19 protein-coding genes are annotated in these 17,273 nt (G+C 42.1%); 7 read left to right on the top strand and 12 right to left on the bottom strand.

Annotated elements, in window-relative coordinates:
- Positions 1 to 77: 77 nt before the first annotated feature.
- The gene (locus NPE20_RS15515; protein WP_256539594.1) at positions 78 to 368 is read right to left on the bottom strand and encodes a hypothetical protein; all 291 of its coding nucleotides are present in this window, start codon (positions 366 to 368) and stop codon (positions 78 to 80) included.
- 89 nt (positions 369 to 457) lie between these two features.
- On the opposite strand from NPE20_RS15515, the gene NPE20_RS15520 reads away from it, so the two are divergent.
- Positions 458 to 1,606 (top strand): tetratricopeptide repeat protein, encoded by a 1,149-nt coding sequence (locus NPE20_RS15520; protein WP_256539595.1) that lies wholly within the window; start codon positions 458 to 460, stop codon positions 1,604 to 1,606.
- 107 nt (positions 1,607 to 1,713) lie between these two features.
- Here NPE20_RS15520 and NPE20_RS15525 read toward each other — a convergent pair whose 3' ends face one another.
- The 3 genes from NPE20_RS15525 to NPE20_RS15535 all read right to left on the bottom strand — a co-directional run bounded on the left by NPE20_RS15525 (position 1,714) and on the right by NPE20_RS15535 (position 3,825).
- On the bottom strand, positions 1,714 to 2,298 hold the full coding sequence (locus NPE20_RS15525; protein ID WP_256539596.1) for a riboflavin synthase: 585 nt from the start codon (positions 2,296 to 2,298) through the stop codon (positions 1,714 to 1,716).
- Between the two features lie 109 nt (positions 2,299 to 2,407).
- Positions 2,408 to 3,175: a hypothetical protein gene (locus tag NPE20_RS15530; RefSeq protein WP_256539597.1), complete on the bottom strand. Its 768-nt coding sequence runs from the start codon at positions 3,173 to 3,175 to the stop codon at positions 2,408 to 2,410.
- Positions 3,176 to 3,327: 152 nt separating this feature from the next.
- Positions 3,328 to 3,825 carry an SRPBCC family protein gene (locus NPE20_RS15535; protein WP_256539598.1) on the bottom strand — a complete coding sequence of 166 codons (498 nt, stop codon included), beginning with the start codon at positions 3,823 to 3,825 and terminating at the stop codon, positions 3,328 to 3,330.
- A gap of 83 nt (positions 3,826 to 3,908) precedes the next feature.
- Between NPE20_RS15535 and NPE20_RS15540 the strand changes: the two genes are divergently transcribed.
- A complete protein-coding gene (locus NPE20_RS15540) occupies positions 3,909 to 4,364 on the top strand; it encodes an NUDIX hydrolase (protein WP_256539599.1) in 456 nt (151 codons plus the stop codon).
- Between the two features lie 236 nt (positions 4,365 to 4,600).
- Here NPE20_RS15540 and accC read toward each other — a convergent pair whose 3' ends face one another.
- Both accC and NPE20_RS15550 read right to left on the bottom strand, forming a co-directional pair.
- Positions 4,601 to 6,076, bottom strand: coding sequence for an acetyl-CoA carboxylase biotin carboxylase subunit (gene accC, locus NPE20_RS15545; protein ID WP_256539600.1), 1,476 nt, complete (start codon positions 6,074 to 6,076; stop codon positions 4,601 to 4,603).
- Between the two features lie 319 nt (positions 6,077 to 6,395).
- The gene (locus NPE20_RS15550; RefSeq protein ID WP_256539601.1) at positions 6,396 to 7,025 is read right to left on the bottom strand and encodes a LysE family translocator; all 630 of its coding nucleotides are present in this window, start codon (positions 7,023 to 7,025) and stop codon (positions 6,396 to 6,398) included.
- Between the two features lie 282 nt (positions 7,026 to 7,307).
- Between NPE20_RS15550 and NPE20_RS15555 the strand changes: the two genes are divergently transcribed.
- On the top strand, positions 7,308 to 7,742 hold the full coding sequence (locus tag NPE20_RS15555) for a hypothetical protein (RefSeq protein WP_256539602.1): 435 nt from the start codon (positions 7,308 to 7,310) through the stop codon (positions 7,740 to 7,742).
- Between the two features lie 4 nt (positions 7,743 to 7,746).
- On the opposite strand, the gene NPE20_RS15560 is transcribed toward NPE20_RS15555, so the two are convergent.
- Positions 7,747 to 8,244, bottom strand: a complete 498-nt coding sequence (locus NPE20_RS15560; RefSeq protein WP_256539603.1) for an NADH-quinone oxidoreductase subunit B — start codon at positions 8,242 to 8,244, stop codon at positions 7,747 to 7,749.
- On the bottom strand, positions 8,234 to 8,854 hold the full coding sequence (locus NPE20_RS15565) for an NADH-quinone oxidoreductase subunit A (protein WP_256539604.1): 621 nt from the start codon (positions 8,852 to 8,854) through the stop codon (positions 8,234 to 8,236). The genes NPE20_RS15560 and NPE20_RS15565 overlap by 11 nt, the downstream gene beginning before the upstream one ends.
- On the opposite strand from NPE20_RS15565, the gene NPE20_RS15570 reads away from it, so the two are divergent.
- The gene (locus tag NPE20_RS15570; RefSeq protein ID WP_256539605.1) at positions 8,853 to 10,067 is read left to right on the top strand and encodes a BaiN/RdsA family NAD(P)/FAD-dependent oxidoreductase; all 1,215 of its coding nucleotides are present in this window, start codon (positions 8,853 to 8,855) and stop codon (positions 10,065 to 10,067) included. The genes NPE20_RS15565 and NPE20_RS15570 overlap by 2 nt on opposite strands.
- 183 nt (positions 10,068 to 10,250) lie before the next feature.
- Here NPE20_RS15570 and NPE20_RS15575 read toward each other — a convergent pair whose 3' ends face one another.
- Both NPE20_RS15575 and NPE20_RS15580 read right to left on the bottom strand, forming a co-directional pair.
- Positions 10,251 to 10,745 (bottom strand): c-type cytochrome, encoded by a 495-nt coding sequence (locus tag NPE20_RS15575; protein WP_256539606.1) that lies wholly within the window; start codon positions 10,743 to 10,745, stop codon positions 10,251 to 10,253.
- Between the two features lie 71 nt (positions 10,746 to 10,816).
- On the bottom strand, positions 10,817 to 11,662 hold the full coding sequence (locus NPE20_RS15580) for an SDR family oxidoreductase (RefSeq protein ID WP_256539607.1): 846 nt from the start codon (positions 11,660 to 11,662) through the stop codon (positions 10,817 to 10,819).
- Positions 11,663 to 11,884: 222 nt separating this feature from the next.
- Here NPE20_RS15580 and NPE20_RS15585 point away from each other — a divergent pair, with 222 nt between their 5' ends.
- Entirely contained in the window at positions 11,885 to 12,247 is a 363-nt protein-coding gene (locus tag NPE20_RS15585; protein ID WP_256539608.1) for a BlaI/MecI/CopY family transcriptional regulator, read from the top strand.
- 4 nt (positions 12,248 to 12,251) lie between these two features.
- Positions 12,252 to 14,192 carry a M56 family metallopeptidase gene (locus tag NPE20_RS15590; protein ID WP_256539609.1) on the top strand — a complete coding sequence of 647 codons (1,941 nt, stop codon included), beginning with the start codon at positions 12,252 to 12,254 and terminating at the stop codon, positions 14,190 to 14,192.
- Positions 14,193 to 14,369: 177 nt separating this feature from the next.
- Here the strand turns inward: NPE20_RS15590 and NPE20_RS15595 are convergent, their stop codons facing one another.
- Complete coding sequence (locus NPE20_RS15595) at positions 14,370 to 15,470, bottom strand: DNA topoisomerase IB (RefSeq protein ID WP_256539610.1); 1,101 nt, start codon at positions 15,468 to 15,470, stop codon at positions 14,370 to 14,372.
- A 160-nt stretch (positions 15,471 to 15,630) separates the two neighbouring features.
- Positions 15,631 to 16,644, bottom strand: coding sequence for a threonine aldolase family protein (locus NPE20_RS15600; protein WP_290427206.1), 1,014 nt, complete (start codon positions 16,642 to 16,644; stop codon positions 15,631 to 15,633).
- A gap of 41 nt (positions 16,645 to 16,685) precedes the next feature.
- Here NPE20_RS15600 and NPE20_RS15605 point away from each other — a divergent pair, with 41 nt between their 5' ends.
- Positions 16,686 to 17,270, top strand: a complete 585-nt coding sequence (locus NPE20_RS15605) for a hypothetical protein (RefSeq protein ID WP_256539611.1) — start codon at positions 16,686 to 16,688, stop codon at positions 17,268 to 17,270.
- The last annotated feature ends 3 nt before the right edge of the window (positions 17,271 to 17,273 follow it).

Genomic DNA, 17,273 nt, shown 5'->3' on the forward strand with positions numbered 1-17,273 from the left:
CTCCCAAGGGAGGGATTTGAAAGTTTAATCCCACAAAAAAGCCCCTATCCGGGGCTTCTTTTTCAAAAATTGTAAGTTTACAATTTGTTTATTTCTTCCTGTTCTTTTAAGGCCGAGATGTTGTTCTGGCTGCTATACTCGTCGGTTTGGCTGGCAAAATCCTGTAGTATGCTGGTAATAGTATCAAGGTTATCGGTAACACGCTGGTGCATATCAGGCAGGTCTTTTTCCAGTCTTTTATTGGCCAGGTCAAAATTGTCCACTTCGATCTTAGCTAACTTTGTTATAATAGCCTGCTGACTATTCTTTAAATCTTCTAATTCATGGACAATCTTTTCCATCAATTCAAATTTCCTTATCTTATCCATAGTATCTTGTTTTATTTACATCTACAACCACAACAATGCCAAATTGTTTAAAATTTGGAAATATCGCATATAACTAATAACTTAGTTATATGAAATCTACTCTCTATCTTCTAATCTTTTGCCTTTCATCAATAAGTACTTTTTCGCAACAAACCATTAAAGTTGACGACGCTTTACTGTTAGATTATTACCAAAATCAACGCTTTGCCGAAGCTGCAGATTATTTGAAACAAACCTACACCGAACCCATTACCAATACCAAAGCATTAGGTCAGTTGGCCTACACATCTAACATGGCAGGCCGCCTGGCCGATGCCGAAAGCTATTATCAGCGCATTTATAATATTGATTCTACAAACATGCCTGTGCTTTATAGCCTTGGCGGACTAAACATGCGCAGAGGAAATATTGCCAAGGCAGAAATGTATTATAAACGCATTATAGCCCGCGACACCACCAACTTTATGGTTTACAAGCAACTGGCCCAAATAAGCCATGATAAGAATGACATTACATCTTACATATTTTATCTCCAAAAAGCCAATCGGCTTAACCCTGCCGAACCGGATATAGCATCTGACCTGAGTGATATTTATGTGAACATGAAATTTAACGGGCAGGCCGAGAAGGTTTTAAGTGCTGCCATCACCGCCGATCCGGAGAATATTATATTACTAAACAGCCTGATGAAGCTGCAATACGCCCAAAAGAAATGGCCCGAAACCATTAATACCTGCCTAAAGCTTGTTGATTACGGAAACCAGTCGGGCCAGGTGTTAACCAAACTTGGCGTTGCCTATTATAATATCAAAAACTACGATTGCAGTATATCCACTTTTATGGAGATGGATGAAGTGGCCCGTAACGAAACCAGTTATTATTATACCGCATTAGGCTACAAGGCATTAAAAGATCAAAATATGGCTATATTTTATCTGCAAAAAGCCATTACCGAAGGTATATCCCCAAACACAGGCGCTTATTATGGTGAAATTGCCGATAGTAACGAAAAACTTTTCCGATACAAAAAAGCGGTAACAGCTTACCAAAAAAGCCTCCAGTTTGATGAAACGCCAATGATATATTATTCGCTGGCCAACCTGTATGATACCAATCTTAAGGACAAGAAAAGCGCCATTAAATATTATAAGAAATACCTGGCAGGCAAGCCTCCTGTTGACAAGCAAAAAAGTTTTGTCGATTATTCAAAAAGCCGGGTGGCTGTGTTAAACCGTTAAGTCTGTATGTGACTTGAGCTTGTCGAACTATTGATCGCTCACATAAGTCTTCGACAGGCTCAGACTGACATCAATAATTGTCATGGTGAGCTTGTCGAACCATAATTTTAACGGTTCATTAAACGGGCAACATACTTACCTATAATATCAAATTCCAGGTTTACTACAGAACCTTCGCGCACATTGTGCAGGTTGGTATGCTCAAAAGTGTAAGGTATTATGGCTACCGAAAAATAATTAGGACCAGAGTTTACTACGGTAAGGCTGATGCCGTTCACACAAATGGAGCCTTTCTCTACAGTAACATTCCCTACTGATGCATCGTATTCAAAGGTATATTCCCAGCTGCCATCCAGTTCAGTGAATTTTGTACAGGTGGCGGTCTGGTCAACATGCCCCTGAACGATGTGGCCATCCAGCCGGGCGTTCATTTGCATGCAGCGTTCCAGGTTCACAGGTTCGCCAACTTTTAAGTGGCCTATGCTGGTTTTGTTCAGCGTTTCTTCAATAGCGGTAACCGTGTGCGTACCATCGGCTAAAGCAATAACCGTTAAGCAAACGCCGTTATGCGCTACCGACTGATCTATCTTCAACTCCTGTGCAATACTTGATACCACGGAGATATGCAGGTTGCCCTGCTCCTGCCGTAAATCGGTTACTTTTCCTAAAGTTTCTATAATTCCTGTAAACATATCGTTGCAAAAGTACAGATTTTTGAATGTGCTGTATGTTATTGTAACATCATAAAAAAAGCGGGTGACTTTTTGCCACTCGCTTTTTTATGATTCAAATACATCTTTTTTATTTAATAGGCTTTCCGGTAAGTAAATCTACTGTAATTACTTTTCCATCTAATGAAATTTTAACCTTGTGGCCACCAATAAAGGTAATAGTACCTTTAAAGCTAAATGCTTTGCCATTAGCAGTACCGGTTGATACAAAGGTTGCCGTACCAGAAGTTATGTCGAAAGGCCTTGAAGAAGAATCAATAACAAAATCTTTTAAATCATAAGCATTGTTCTGAACTGATGATTTAGTAGCATCGCTTTTTTGCTGAGTTTTAATAACAGATGTTTGTGTACCGTTAACTCCTATTTTTGCATAGTTTGCGGCTAATGATTTTAGGGTGTAATTTTCTTTTACCAAATAATCAAAAGTATAAGTTGGTTTAAAGCCAATGCTTGATGTAGTAGCAGTTAACGTATAACCGGTTACAACATTACCATCACAGTTTATCACTTTTTTATTAGTGCCAACAATCGTATTTTTCACGCTATCGCCCTGGCTTGTAGTGGTATTTACCGGCGTTTCAATAACCTGCCCGCAAGTAAATGAATTAAGTTTGATGCCATTTTTAACAGTACTGTTAACAACAGGTGCACCCGAACCCAAATCGGTGTTACCGAAAGATCCGTTAAATGAATTGTAAAGGTTTAAAGCTATTTGGGTACCAATCGCAGTGTTGTCTGTATCTGCTTTAGACGTGGTATCCTTTTTACAAGATGAGTAAGAAAACACTGCCGTTGCTAATAAAGCTATAACAGCTATCGATCTAAATTTGGTGATCATAAAATGGTGATAAGATTAATTTATTTAAGCCAAAAGTACTTCATTTATAATAGTTTGTGCAAAAAAAGTTTCAATTACCTTAAACAAAAATCAACCATAAAGAAACAAGAAATTTAGTGCAACAATTTGTCTTTAACTTAAAAACTTGCGCTTTACTTAAAGCAACTGGTCAATTCAACCCTTTTATTTCGCAGGTCCTTACCACCCTCCATAACAGATTTTAGGTTAGCCAGGTAAAAAGTCCACCCTATTTGACATTGTACCAGCAAATTTTTCTCCGGGTCGGGCTCTTGTGGTATATCCTCTTGTTCCAGTTCTATGATGGTTAACCCGTGGCGGGTAGAGAACGAAACACTCACAATACTATCGCCCGTAAAACTAAATTTTAAAAAATCCTGGCCGTTAGCTTCCAGTATCTGCCCTTTTTGCACAATTTCGTTGCCATAGCCATGCCAATACCAGGTATATGTATCTTCTTTTAATATTTGCTCATTGGCAGCGCGCATACGCATAGGCACGGTAAAAAAATCTGCTTTACGCAGAAACCATTTCTCCAGGCCCGCCGGGGTAGACCACGCCAGGTACAAACTGCGCATATCAACATTATAATCGCCACAAAGCTTAAATTTTTTCCAGCGGGTATCTTCCATTGTAGTAGGGGTTTATATAAATGTATAGTATAAAACTAACCATAATACTTTGTGTTTTACTAATTTGCAGGGAAAACAATTTTATGCTAAAGCAAAGCGCGGGGATACTATTATACAGACTAACAAACGGTTTACCACAGGTTTTTCTTGTCCACCCGGGCGGGCCATTCTTTCGCAATAAGGACGATGGGGCATGGTCTATCCCCAAAGGTGAATATATTGATGGTGAAGAGCCCCTTATTGCAGCACAGCGCGAATTTGAAGAGGAAACCGGCCAACCCATTACCGGCAAGTTTATAAAACTGCAACCCATAAAGCAAAAAAGCGGCAAAGTAGTACATGCATGGGCCGTTGAGGGCGATATAGATCATGAAAAGATAGTGAGCAACCTTTTTGAAATAGAGTGGCCGCCCAAATCAGGCAAGAAAACCAGTTTCCCCGAAATTGACCGTGCCGGTTGGTTTACTGTTGATACAGCAAAGGTGAAGATCATCCCCGGGCAGGTTGGATTGATTGAAGAGCTGGAAACGTTAATTTAGTTGGGCGTTGCCTTTGGCCGGGCTTTACGCTCATACTGCCCAAGCCTTAGCCACAGGGCCGGTATCCGCTCCTATCCCTAACGCGGAATTGCCCCTTTTGTCATGCTGAACATCGTAAAGCATCTATTGCCGACATGCAATTTCGATAGACAAAGTTCGCTAATAGATCCTTCGCTATCGTTCAGGATGACAAACTGGAAATATAGTGTCTTGATTCTTCCTCTTGACTCTAACACCTACCTCCTATTCCTAACCCAATTATTCTCCACCACTCCTGCCGTTTCAGCAAAAGCAACCTTTTTAGCGCTTAACAACTTTTCCATGATCAACGTAGCGATCAATGCTTCATCTTCGGTGCCGGTTTGCAGGGATTCGGGGGTGAAATATTTTTTAACGAAGTGTGTATCAAAATTGCCCGATGTAAAAGCTTCGTGCTGCATTACAAACCTGCCGAAGCTTAGGGTTGTGGTAATGCCGGTAATATTATACTCATCAATAGCGCGGATCATTCGCTCAATAGCTTCGGTACGGTCCTTACCATAGGTGATCAACTTGGCTATCATTGGGTCATAATAGATCGGGATCTCCATGCCTTGTTCAAAGCCATCATCCACCCTAACGCCCGGGCCTTTTGGGGTAACATAAGTTTGCAGAGTGCCAATATCCGGTAAAAAATTATTATCGGGGTCTTCCGCGTAAACACGTAGCTCAAGGGCATGGCCTTGTATTTTCAGGTCTGTTTGTTTAAAGCTGATGGCTTCACCACGGGCTATGCGGATCTGTTCTTTCACCAGGTCTATGCCGGTTATCAGTTCTGTTACCGGGTGCTCTACCTGCAAGCGGGTGTTCATCTCCAGGAAAAAGAAATCCAGCTTCTCATCCATAATAAACTCAACCGTACCCGCACCGGTATAGTTTACAGATCGTGCTACATCTACAGCACACTTACCCATGGCTTCGCGAATCTCGGGCGTAAGCACAGATGACGGTGCTTCCTCTACCACCTTTTGGTGACGGCGTTGTACAGAACAATCGCGCTCGAACAGGTGCACAATGTTGCCATGCGTATCGCCCAAAACCTGGATCTCGATATGCCTTGGCGAAGACACATAACGTTCTATAAAAACCGCGCCATCGCCGAAGGCCGAAATGGCCTCAGATACAGCAAGGCCCATTTGTTCTTCAAAATCTTCGGGGCAATCTACTATGCGCATACCCTTGCCACCACCACCGGCAGCGGCTTTTATTAGTATAGGGAAACCAACCTCAACAGCGCGCAATTTTGCTTCGCTTACATCGGTAATGGCTTCTTCGGTGCCGGGCACCATAGGGATATTATATTTTAATGCGGCGGCTTTGGCCGATAGCTTGTTCCCCATCACTTCCATAGCTTCGGGCGATGGGCCTATCAGTATTAAACCAGCCTCGCGTACCTGGCGGGCAAAGGCGGCATTCTCACTTAAAAAGCCATAACCGGGGTGGATCCCTTCTGCATCCGTTTGTTTACATGCAGCAATTATTTTATCACCAACAAGGTATGATTGATTGGATGGAGCTTCGCCGATGAATATGGCTTCATCCGCGTAACGTACGTGGAGCGCATTGCGATCTGCTTCAGAATAAACAGCTACAGTTTTTATACCCATTTCGCGGGCCGAGCGCATTACACGTAAAGCAATCTCGCCCCGGTTAGCTACCAATATTTTTTGCATAGGTAACAAATGTAATGGATTAACTGTAAAAAAGAAATGCCATTTCCAGGAAGGCAGAAACAGCGGAAGTGTTCACGTTCACAGCCGTGAACACCCATTAACATTAGCAATTACTTAATAATCAGTATATTAAAATATAGCTACTGACAGAATAGCGCCACCACTTATTTCATTTGAATTTAAAGCACTTGTTGGTGGTGTTGTCACCAACAACCTTGAGACAGGTAGCAAATAATATATGACGGACAAACATGGCAGCTTGTTGGTGACAACACCAACAAAGGCGGAAATGTAGTCAACTTGGGCAAAGGTTAAAATCTTACTTTTTTGAGAATGCAACTTTTAAGCCCATCAGCACAAAAGCAACACCCGAGAACCTGTTGAGCCAGTTGCCGGCTTTGGGGTTACTGATAAACTTTTGAGAAAAGAAGGATACAAACAGGCTAAGCAAAACGTACCATATCAAACCTAAAAATACATAGGTAAGGCCAAGTATAACAAATGGCATTGATTGGCTTAAAGCCTCCTTTTTTATAAACTGCGGGAAAAACGCCAGGAAAAACAACGCTACTTTTGGGTTAAGTACATTAGTTACCACACCCGATAAAAAATTCTGCATGTTGCTTTTATCGGCTTTATCTACCGCTGTTAATGTTATGCCGTTATTTTTTGAAATAAGCTTATTAACCCCAAGATAAATTAGATAAGCAGCCCCAAGATATTTAATAACAGTAAAGGCTAACACCGATTTTGCTACAATAAGCGACAAGCCAAGCGCCGCCAGCACTGTATGTACCAATACACCTGCATTAACACCCAATGCAGAATAGATACCGGCTTTTTTCCCCTGCCCTAACGCTTTGTTTATTACAAATATGGTATCTAAACCCGGCGTCATGATAAACAGGAATGCGGTTAGTGCGAATGTTACAAAGTTATCTATACCCATGTGGCAAATGTAACGGATTATTTGAAAGGGAAAACGGAGGGTGCGTATGAAATGTCATATCGAACGAGGTACGAGGAGATATCTTGTTCGATTTGCAAGTTAACTATCTATCTTATTGAACAAGATTTCTCGTCGCTGCGCTTCCCTCGAAATGACAGTTAGGAGCTTGCTGCCGTTGTTGTGTTGTCACCAACAAGGACGGAAACCGTTGAAAAAATCCTAAATTTACCTTATACAAAATCCAAGCAAGTAGCTAAATCCAAGACTTAATACCTTAAACACATGCTCATTTCTAATATCATTACTATCAACACCGACAGTGGCTTGCGCGGGATTTTTATCAGTCCGTTTTTACTGCACTCCAAAATGCGTCCTGATATTAAATCAGGAAAAATTGAAGCTCTATATTTTTATGATCTTGTGCCGGAAGATGAATATAATGCCATGCTTGAGCAAGAGAATTTAGACGACAGATTTAAATCGAACGAGTACATTATAAATTACGGGCAGGACTTTGAAAAGCATTATATAGGAAGCTTTAGAGTAGACGCAGACAAAAAGCTTTGCCGGGGGTGGGAAGGAAAACAGGGTAATAAAATGAGTGCCCAAGATGTAAAAATCTTAGGCGATACCTTGTTTAACCCTGGATCACATTTACGAGTAGTAACGTTATTTACACCAACACGAGCATCTGATTTTAACCTTGGCCGAATGTAGTGGATTAAGATGCGACTTGCTCGCCTGCTACAATATGCTCTTTCTCTATCTTCTTCTGTAATTCAAGTATAGCGCCTATTAAAGCCTCGGGCCTTGGCGGGCAGCCTTGCACGTAAACATCAACCGGGATAACCCTGTCAACACCTTTTACCACGTGGTAACCGTGTTGCCAGTATGGGCCGCCACAGTTAGAGCATGAACCCATAGATATCACATATTTTGGGTCGGGCATTTGCTCGTATAAGCGTTTAATACGTTCGGCCATTTTAAATGTGACCGTACCGGCTATGATGATCACATCGGCCTGCCTTGCAGATGGCCTTGGGAACACACCGAAACGGTCAAGATCATAAGTAGAAGCCATTGCACCCATCATTTCAATGGCGCAGCAGGCAATACCAAAGCTTAACGGCCATAGTGACGATAACCTTGCCCAGTTAAGCAGGTCGTCCATTTTGGTGACCACTACACCACCGCTTTCGTTAGTCAGATCAGGCGTCATTGCTTGGCTTTTTAAAACTTGGTTTAAACATAGGTTTGCGCACTTCGGTAGTAGCAGGTGCAGCGGATGCGGGCTTTATAGGCTCGGCGTTAACAGTTGGTGCCACTTCTAAACTAAATGCCCTAACCTTAAAATTACCTTGCTGGGCGTTCAGGTCATCATATAACGCTTGCGGGATGCGGGCATCTGTTTGTGGTAAAGTAACGTTTGGTTTTATCCAGTCAAGGTCGCCTTTGCGCCAAACATAGGCCAGGCCCAATATTAATATCCCTAAAAATATAAACATTTCTGTAAGCGAGATCCATCCCCAGCGGGCATCAGTCGCTAATATTTCGCGGTTACCAAACACCGTTGCCCAGGGGAAAACGAACACCATCTCTACATCAAACAGTAAGAAAACCAGCGCTATAACATAAAAACGCGAGTTAAAAGGCAACCACGCGTTACCGGTTGGCTCCTCACCGCATTCATAGGTGGTCAACTTTTCGTAATTAGGGTTACGGGGCGCTAAAAGTCGGTTCACAAAAAATAATGCACCAATCATTACAACGCCTGTAATTAAAAAGATAAGTATCTTTCCAAATTCTGATATTTGCGCAACATCATCCATGACAGCAAATTTAACAAAACAATCAAACTTTGATGCTATAATTATTGGCGGCGGTGCCTGCGGACTTATGTGCGCTGTGCAAGCCGGCTTTTTAGGCAAACGGACTTTAGTACTGGAAAAGAACGACCGCGTTGGTGCCAAGATATTGATAAGCGGCGGCGGCAGGTGTAATTATACTAACCTGTATACCACCCACAAGCAATTTATTTCGCAGAACGAGCATTTTAGTCGCTCGGCTTTAGCGCAGTGGACCGTAGATGATACCGTGAACTTTTTTGAGACCTACGGTATTGAGGGCAAGGAAAAAACCTTAGGCCAGCTTTTCCCGGTTAGCGATAAGGCAAAGGATGTGGTGAATGTATTTACCAGCCTGTGTAACGATCTTGATCAGGAAATTTGGTGCGATGCCGAAGTTACGGCCATTGAACAAACTAAGGACGGCTTTAATATTACTATCACAAGGAACGATAAACAGCAAGTTTTAACCGCGCCTAAAGTAGTTATTGCAAGTGGCGGGTTACCTATTCAAAAAATGGGCGCTACCGATTTTGGGTTGCGTGTTGCTCGCAAATTTGAGATGCAGGTTACCGAAACTTCCCCTGCCCTGGTACCGTTGACCATTACCGGTAAGGATTTGCCCTGGTATGAGCAATTATCTGGCAATAGTATTTTTTGCCGGGTTTGGAATGATAGGGCAAGTTTTGAAGAGAACATACTGTTTACCCACTGGGGACTGAGCGGCCCGGCTATATTGCAGATCTCATCGTACTGGAAACCCGGCGAAAACATCTTTATAGACCTATTGCCCGGTAAAGATATTATTGAACTGATATTACAGGAACGCGAGCAGAACGGCAAAAAAATGCTGCTGGCTTTTCTTTCAAACCTTTTCACCCGCAAATTTGCCGAGGCTTTGGTTGATTATATCCCTGCGGATAAAAACCTGGCATCGTTAACAAAAACCGAGCTGGAAGACATTAGCATACTATTGCACGAGTTTAAGGTAAAACCTGCGGGTACCAAAGGTTACGATAAAGCCGAGGTAATGACAGGTGGAGTAGATACCAACGAACTATCATCAAAAACCCTCGAGAGCAAAAAAGTACCGGGGATGTTCTTCGGTGGCGAGTGTGTGGATGTTACCGGCTGGCTGGGCGGTTATAACTTTCAATGGGCATGGGCCAGCGGCTTTGTCATAGCACAAAATTTATAATATCATTTGTCATCCTGAGCGAGAGCGAAGGATCTATTAGCGAACTGTGCATAACGAATATGCATGGGCGGTGATTAGATGCTTCACTACGTTCGCATGACAAAGTGTAAAAACAAAGGGCACAGAGAAAAAATCTCTGTGCCTCTGTGAAAACTTCGTAGCCTCTGTGGTTAAATCTTAACCTTATCGCTCTTTCTTTTCAGGTGCAGGTGTAGTACCTTGTGCCGGTGCGGACGGGTTTGCCTTACGCGGTGGGCGTGGCAGTTCTGATGCCCTTACAACCTCGGGGTGCGATACACCACGGTGACAGCTATAGCAATTAATACTGCTTTCCATTATTCTGTTGGTGCTATCTTTTTTAGCGTGGAAATATTTTTTGTTGATAGCCTGTGTCATTTTATACATTTCGCGGGCCATTTCCTTTTCCGGTTTGGCATCACTGGCAAAATCCATTTTCTTGGTTTCTTCGTTACGCACATGGCAAAAGCTGCAGCGTGCACCTAACGCATGCTCCCACTCTTCCATTACCTTGTGCATTTCGTCCTTTGAAATATCTTTTGGTAAAACCTTAAGGTTCTTAAACTTTTCGTCGTCGGCAGGGGCGGCCGGTGCCATGGCCATAAATACCACTACAGATAGCAGCGCCATTGTGGCCAGTAATTTTTTATTGATAGTCATGTTGTGCGTTTAAACTTCTAAACTAATACAATTTACTGTATAATGACATTAGCCACAAAAATTTTACGACATTAATGTAAGAAGGGCGCAACCAGTTCCATGCTTAACTCCCATAATCTGTTTCGGCCTTCCTCATTAGCTGCTATTGCTGATGGTTTTACCGGCTTTTGTTTCTTAAAGTATCTGCCGCTCTTGGCATCAACACGGGCTGCCGATGCCAGGTAAATACTGGTTTGCGCGCCTCTCTCTGCCGATATCATAAATGGCTTTGCCAGCTGCATTAATATTTTATTAAAACCTGTTAAGCCGGCAGCAAAGCCCGTGTTAACCACACCAGGATGTAAGGCAAAAGCGCTAATGCCTTTTGGGCCGTACTTTAATGCCAGCGAACGGGTAAAATATATATTAAAAAGCTTTGCGGTACCGTAAGCCTTCCATGCCGAATATGGGCGTTTGGCCCATTGCAGGTCATTAAAGTTTGGTTTAGCCATACGGTGCGCCTCCGAACTTACATTTATAATGCGCGCCTGGCCTTTCTCTAATAAAGGCAAAAGGCTTTCTACCAGTAAAAAATGCCCAAGGTGATTCACTGCAAAGGTCATTTCAAAACCATCCTTGCTTTCCCGGCGCTCGGCAAAAATACCGCCGGCGTTGTTTATTAATACATTAACAGCCAATAAGCCGCCTTTTAATATATCGGCAGCATTACGTACACTCTCCATATCGGCAAGGTCACAGTGCATTACATAAATATTTTTATTTTTTGTGGCTGTTATGATCTCCTGTTTAAGGCGCTCACCCCTTTCCGTATAGCGTACTAACAGGTAAACTGCATGGCCTTTTTTTGCAAGTGCCATAGCTGTTTCCTTACCTATGCCAGATGTTGCGCCGGTTATAACAGTAGTTGTGAAGGGCATAATTACTATAATTAATATTTAAACGGTATCAAGACTCAAAACTAAACAAATTACACATTCAGCAAGCTCAAATTATTGTAAATAACTGATTTATAAAACGATGAGTTTATGCTATATGTTATTAATAGCCTTAGTATCAGTAGAAAATGTTTTGTTAAATTTTGTTAAACAATTTGCATTATTACGAAATAGTCGTATGTTTACGAAACAATCGTAGATAGAATGGAAAAATTATCACAACAAGAAGAAGAAGCGATGCAAGCCGTGTGGCAGGCAGGCACTGGTTTTATTAAGGATTTTCTTGATCAAATGACCGAGCCTAAGCCACCTTACACCACCCTGGCATCAACCATAAAAAACCTGGAGCGCAAGGGCTTTGTAACCGGCGAAAAGCTTGGCAACTCGTACCGCTACACCCCTGCTATTGTAGAGGAAGAATATAAAAAACGGTTTATGAGCGGTTTTGTAAGCGATTACTTTAAAAACTCTTATAAAGACCTGGTTACCTTTTTCGCTAACGAGAAAAAGATAAGCGCTACCGAGCTAAAAGAGATTCTTAACCTGATAGAAAAACCTAAACAATAATACCATGCCAGCCTTATTTGTCTTTCTGTTTAAAGTAAATATCGCACTGCTGCTATTTTGCGCAGGCTATTACCTGGTGTTACGCCACCTTACCTTTTATACGCTAAACAGGGCATATTTATTGGTTGCCATACTGTTTGCTACCCTTTACCCCAAAATTGATCTAAGCAGTTTCGCGCAGCGACATGAGGCCCTTACCAAACCGGTACAAACCGTAGTGTTAAACTGGCAGGCACCTGCCGAAACACTTATAAAACCCCTCACCCAACCTGATTACTGGCAATGGGCAACGGTGGTATTTTGGGCCGGTGCAGCTTTTTTAGCGTTCAGGTTAATGATGCAGCTGTTTTCGCTATTCCAGCTATACCGCAGATCGCAGCCGGCGAAGATCCATGATCATGATGTAAGGATTATTCAGGGCGAAGCCGCGCCGTTCTCTTTCTGGCGCAGCATATACGTTAATCCGGCTAATCATACCCCTGCTGACCTGAAGGCTATTTTGTTGCATGAGCAGGTCCATGTTAACGGCTGGCATACCATCGATATTTTATTGGCCGAACTCAGCAGTATATTTTACTGGTTTAACCCAGGTATATGGCTGATGAAAAGAGCCGTGCGCGAAAACATTGAATTTATAACCGACAGGAAGATCCTTAACAAAGGCTTCGATAGTAAAACCTACCAATACAGCCTGGTAAACGTAAGCTTTAATGCTACCACACCCGGCATTGTAAACCATTTTAATATATCAACCATAAAAAAACGTATAATTATGATGAACGCTAAAAGATCTTCGAAATTTACACTTACACGTTATGCGTTTGTAGTGCCCGCGGTTATTGCATTACTACTGGTATTCACATTATCTAAAGCTGATGTTGCCAAACCAATAACCCATAAAATTGCGCTTGCAATTGACCCGGTTACCAGCGCCATTAAAGAAGCTGCCAAAACCGCCATGACCATTACCGATACGGTACCTGTTAAAAAAGAGAAAACAATTACACTTAAAGCAACAAAAGATACGGCTAAAACCAAACAAACACTCGCACTCACTTATAACACGGTAATTGATATCGATACCGGCAAAAGGCAAAGGTTTTATATCAGGTCTGATAACAATAATAGTAACAAGATTGATTCCATGAACATTGTGTTGAATGGAAAAAAGATAGATAGCAAAGCATTCTCTAAGGTAGACCCATCAACTATATCAACTATTAATATTGTAGGCTCATTTGAGGCAAACCGCATACTTGGTGGAAATGGTGAATACGACTTTAATAATGAAAAGGACATTATGTTCATCACCACAAAAGATTCTGAAGCGGGTAAAGCACTGGCCGAAAAGTTAGGCAGCAGGCGTCAGCTAACCAATATCCGTATAAATGGCGTGCAAAAAAACCTTAAAAACCTAACCAAATCAGAAGTGGAATTGGTGAGGACATTACCTGCCCTTAAAGGCACAGTTAATAATGTGACCGTTATTGCGCACGGCAATGCATCTACTATCCCTGCGGATGAGATAAGAGAGGTTGTGCTTGATTCAGGGCTCGTAAGATTAAACGGAATAAAAGGTTCGGGTGTTGCGGGTGTTGAGTCTAAACTACGTAGTACTGTGGGTACCCGTAATGTAATAGCCTATCAAGTGTCGCCTCTTAAACTTCGCACAGCAAATGGTGTAGGTGTGCGTGACGATCTTGTAATTAAAGAATTACGCACTAACGGCAATTATTTGTATAGCACAAATGCCACAAGCATTAACCGTATATCTGATAAGCTAATAGTGATAGACGGCAAAGTAGCCAGCGAAAAAGAAATGAAAAAGCTATCCGCGTTTGATATAGACAGAATGAATGTTAGTAACAGTGCCGATACCATAAAAAAATACGGTGATAAAGCTAAATACGGTGTAGTTTTTATCTACACAAAAAAAGGTAAATAATAATCAGATCAGTTAATAGTTAACCTATGAAGGTTGGCCGGGGCGAGCCTGGCCAACCTTTTTTCCAACTGTCATCCTGAGCGATAGCGAAGGATCTATTAGCGAGCTGTGTAATTGCCCAAATGCATGTTGGCGAATAGATGCTTCACTACGTTCAGCATGACAAACTTCAAAGTTTCAACTCGCTTCCGCCAGCTTCTCATTCTCCAGGATCTCCAGCAGTACTTTTTCGGCCATATTTAATTCAGCAGATTTAATGTCTTTATCTTCATCAAGCTTGCTGATGTATTTAAAAATAGTGCCCTCTTCATAGCTTTTTATTACAGTAGGGTGCACGTAATACTTTTTACAAACAGTGCGGGTGTTACCCAAGTTTATGGCCACTTCATCAAGTACGCTCACTATTTTCTTTTTGCACTCGGTTATGGTATCAAACTCCCCTGCTTCTTTAAATGCATACAGGGCGCTAACACTGCCTGCCCAGGTGCGGAAATCTTTAGCCGTGAAATCTTCGCCGGTAATGTCTTTCAGGTAATTATTTATATCGCCCGAACCAATGGTACAGCGTTCGTTATCGTCATTATAATATTGGAACAGCTCCTTACCTGGTATATCGCGACATTGTTTTACCAGCCGGGCCAATTTTTTACTTTGCAGGGCCACTTTATGTATTACCCCCTTTTTTCCTTTAAACTCAAAATTCAGCTGGCTGTCTTCAATCTTCACATGCTTATCCATCAACGTGGTTAAACCGAACGAGCCATAAAGCTTTTTGTACGATTCGTTACCCACCCGTATACTGGTTAGCTCCATCAGGCGTACCACAAGGGCTACAACTTTTTCATGATCGAGTTTGCGGCGGGCAAGGTCAAGGTCTACCTGTTTGCGTATAGCAGGTAAATGCGAGGCGAAAGTTTGCAGCCGGTGATATTTTGATTGGTTACGTATTTTATTCCAATAGCTATGGTAACGGTATTGCTTGCGGCCTGCTGCATCCCTACCGGTAAATTGCAGGTGCCCATTCTCATGCGGCGAAATCCAAACGTTAGTGTATGCAGGTGGTATCACCAGTTTATTAAACCGCTGTATTAATTCCTTATCCTTCACTACGTTGCCGTCGGCATCTAAATAACTCCAGCCCTTCCCTGCTTTTTTACGGGTATAACCCGGCGTTGAATCTGATACATAGCGCAGCCCAACAGCCTTCGCTGTTATTTTGGGGTCGCGACCAATTTTTTCAAGTTTTTTTATCAGGCGGTTCATGTGTAGGATAAACATGGAAACCCGGGGATAAGTTTTAAGTACTAATTAAATCAATTAAATAATGAATGCAATTGTCATTTCGAACAAGGTACGAGGAGAAATCTTGTTCATTATGCATAGTTCGCCGCCTGTCATTTGAACAAGATTTCTCACTATCGTTCGAAATGACAAAGCTTTATAGTCCTTTTAAAACATCCACCACATACTCCACCTGCTCGGCGTGTATATCTAAATGAGTTACAAAACGGATGCGGTGCGTATCGGTGCTATTGGCTTTTATGCCTTTTTCGGCTAGCTTAGCCAGTATGGCATCTGCAGGCTGGGCGGTATCAAACAAAACAATATTGGTTTCAACCGGCACAACATTGGTTACCCAGGGCATTTTTGCCAGTTCCTCGCCCAATATTCTTGAATGCACATGGTCTATTTTAAGGCGTTCTACATGATGGTCGAGCGCGTAAATACCTGCTGCAGCCAGGAAACCGGCTTGCCGCATACCACCTCCCAATACTTTACGGATCCGGCGGGCATATTTAATAGTCGCCTTATCAGCCAGTAAAACCGAACCTACAGGCGCGCCCAACCCTTTTGATAAACAAACCGAGATACCATTAAAGTACTGGCCATAATCTGCTGCGCTGTCACCGGTATGGGCAAGCGCGTTAAAGATGCGGGCACCGTCTAAATGGAGTTTCAGATCACGTTGTTTGCACAGTTCGGCAATGGGTTTTATATGTTCAAGGGTGTAGCAGCTGCCGCCGCCTTTATTTACTGTATTTTCCAGCACCACCAAACTGGTATGCGGGTAATGGATATTCTCTTCGTTAATTTCCGGCTCTATCATTTCGGCAGTAAGTATGCCGCGATAGCCATTTAATAACCTGGTTGATACGCCCGAGTTAAAGGCAATGCCCCCACCCTCGTAACGGTAAACGTGCGCGGTTTGGTCGGCTATTAGCTCGTCAAGCGGTTGGGTAAAACATTTTATGGCTATCTGGTTGGTCATGGTACCCGATGGGCAGTAAATAGCTGCTTCCATACCAAACATATCGGCGGCTTTTTGCTCCAGCGCGTTAACGGTTTCGTCCTCGCCAAAAACATCATCGCCTACTTTTGCGCCCCACATGGCTTCCAGCATGCCGGGTGTAGGTTTTGTTACGGTATCGCTGCGCAGATCAACAGTTATCATGTCAAAAAATCTTTTATATTTGGTTTCAAATCTAAACCATTATGCGCAAAATTTCACTCCTGCTTTGTATTTTAAGTATTACAATTGGCGCAAAGGCACAATTTTTTGGTGGGCATTGGGATCAAGGTTATTACTATGACCTTAACGGAAAAAAACACAAAGGACTTATATTATGGGAAGTTGGCGATAAAATTAATTTTAAATTAAATAAAGACGCTGATAAGATTAAAGTCTCGTCGAAAATGCTAAAATCGTTCGTTGTAAAAACTGACAGTTTCGTAGTGTCAAAAAGCGATTTACTCATTGACGATCCATTTTTAAAAGTTGTTGTAAACAACGAGATGAAATTATTCGAAGCAAGAAATACTCACATGTACGCCAGCGGAGGCAACTTTATTCAAACTAAAAATTATTACGGCACCAATGCCAACGATGTATGTAAATTAGAAAAGAAAATATTCGTACAGATCATGAGCATAATTATGGCCGACAAACAGGATGTAGTTGCCAAAATAAAGGATAAAACGTTGCGTTTAAATGAACTGGAGAGAACAATCGAGTTTTATAAAACCGGGACATTACCCCCGCCACCACCAAAACCAGATCCTAACTCTTTTTTAAATTAAACA

Source organism: Mucilaginibacter aquariorum (assembly GCF_024498135.1).
GTDB classification, from domain to species: Bacteria; Bacteroidota; Bacteroidia; order Sphingobacteriales; family Sphingobacteriaceae; genus Mucilaginibacter; species Mucilaginibacter aquariorum.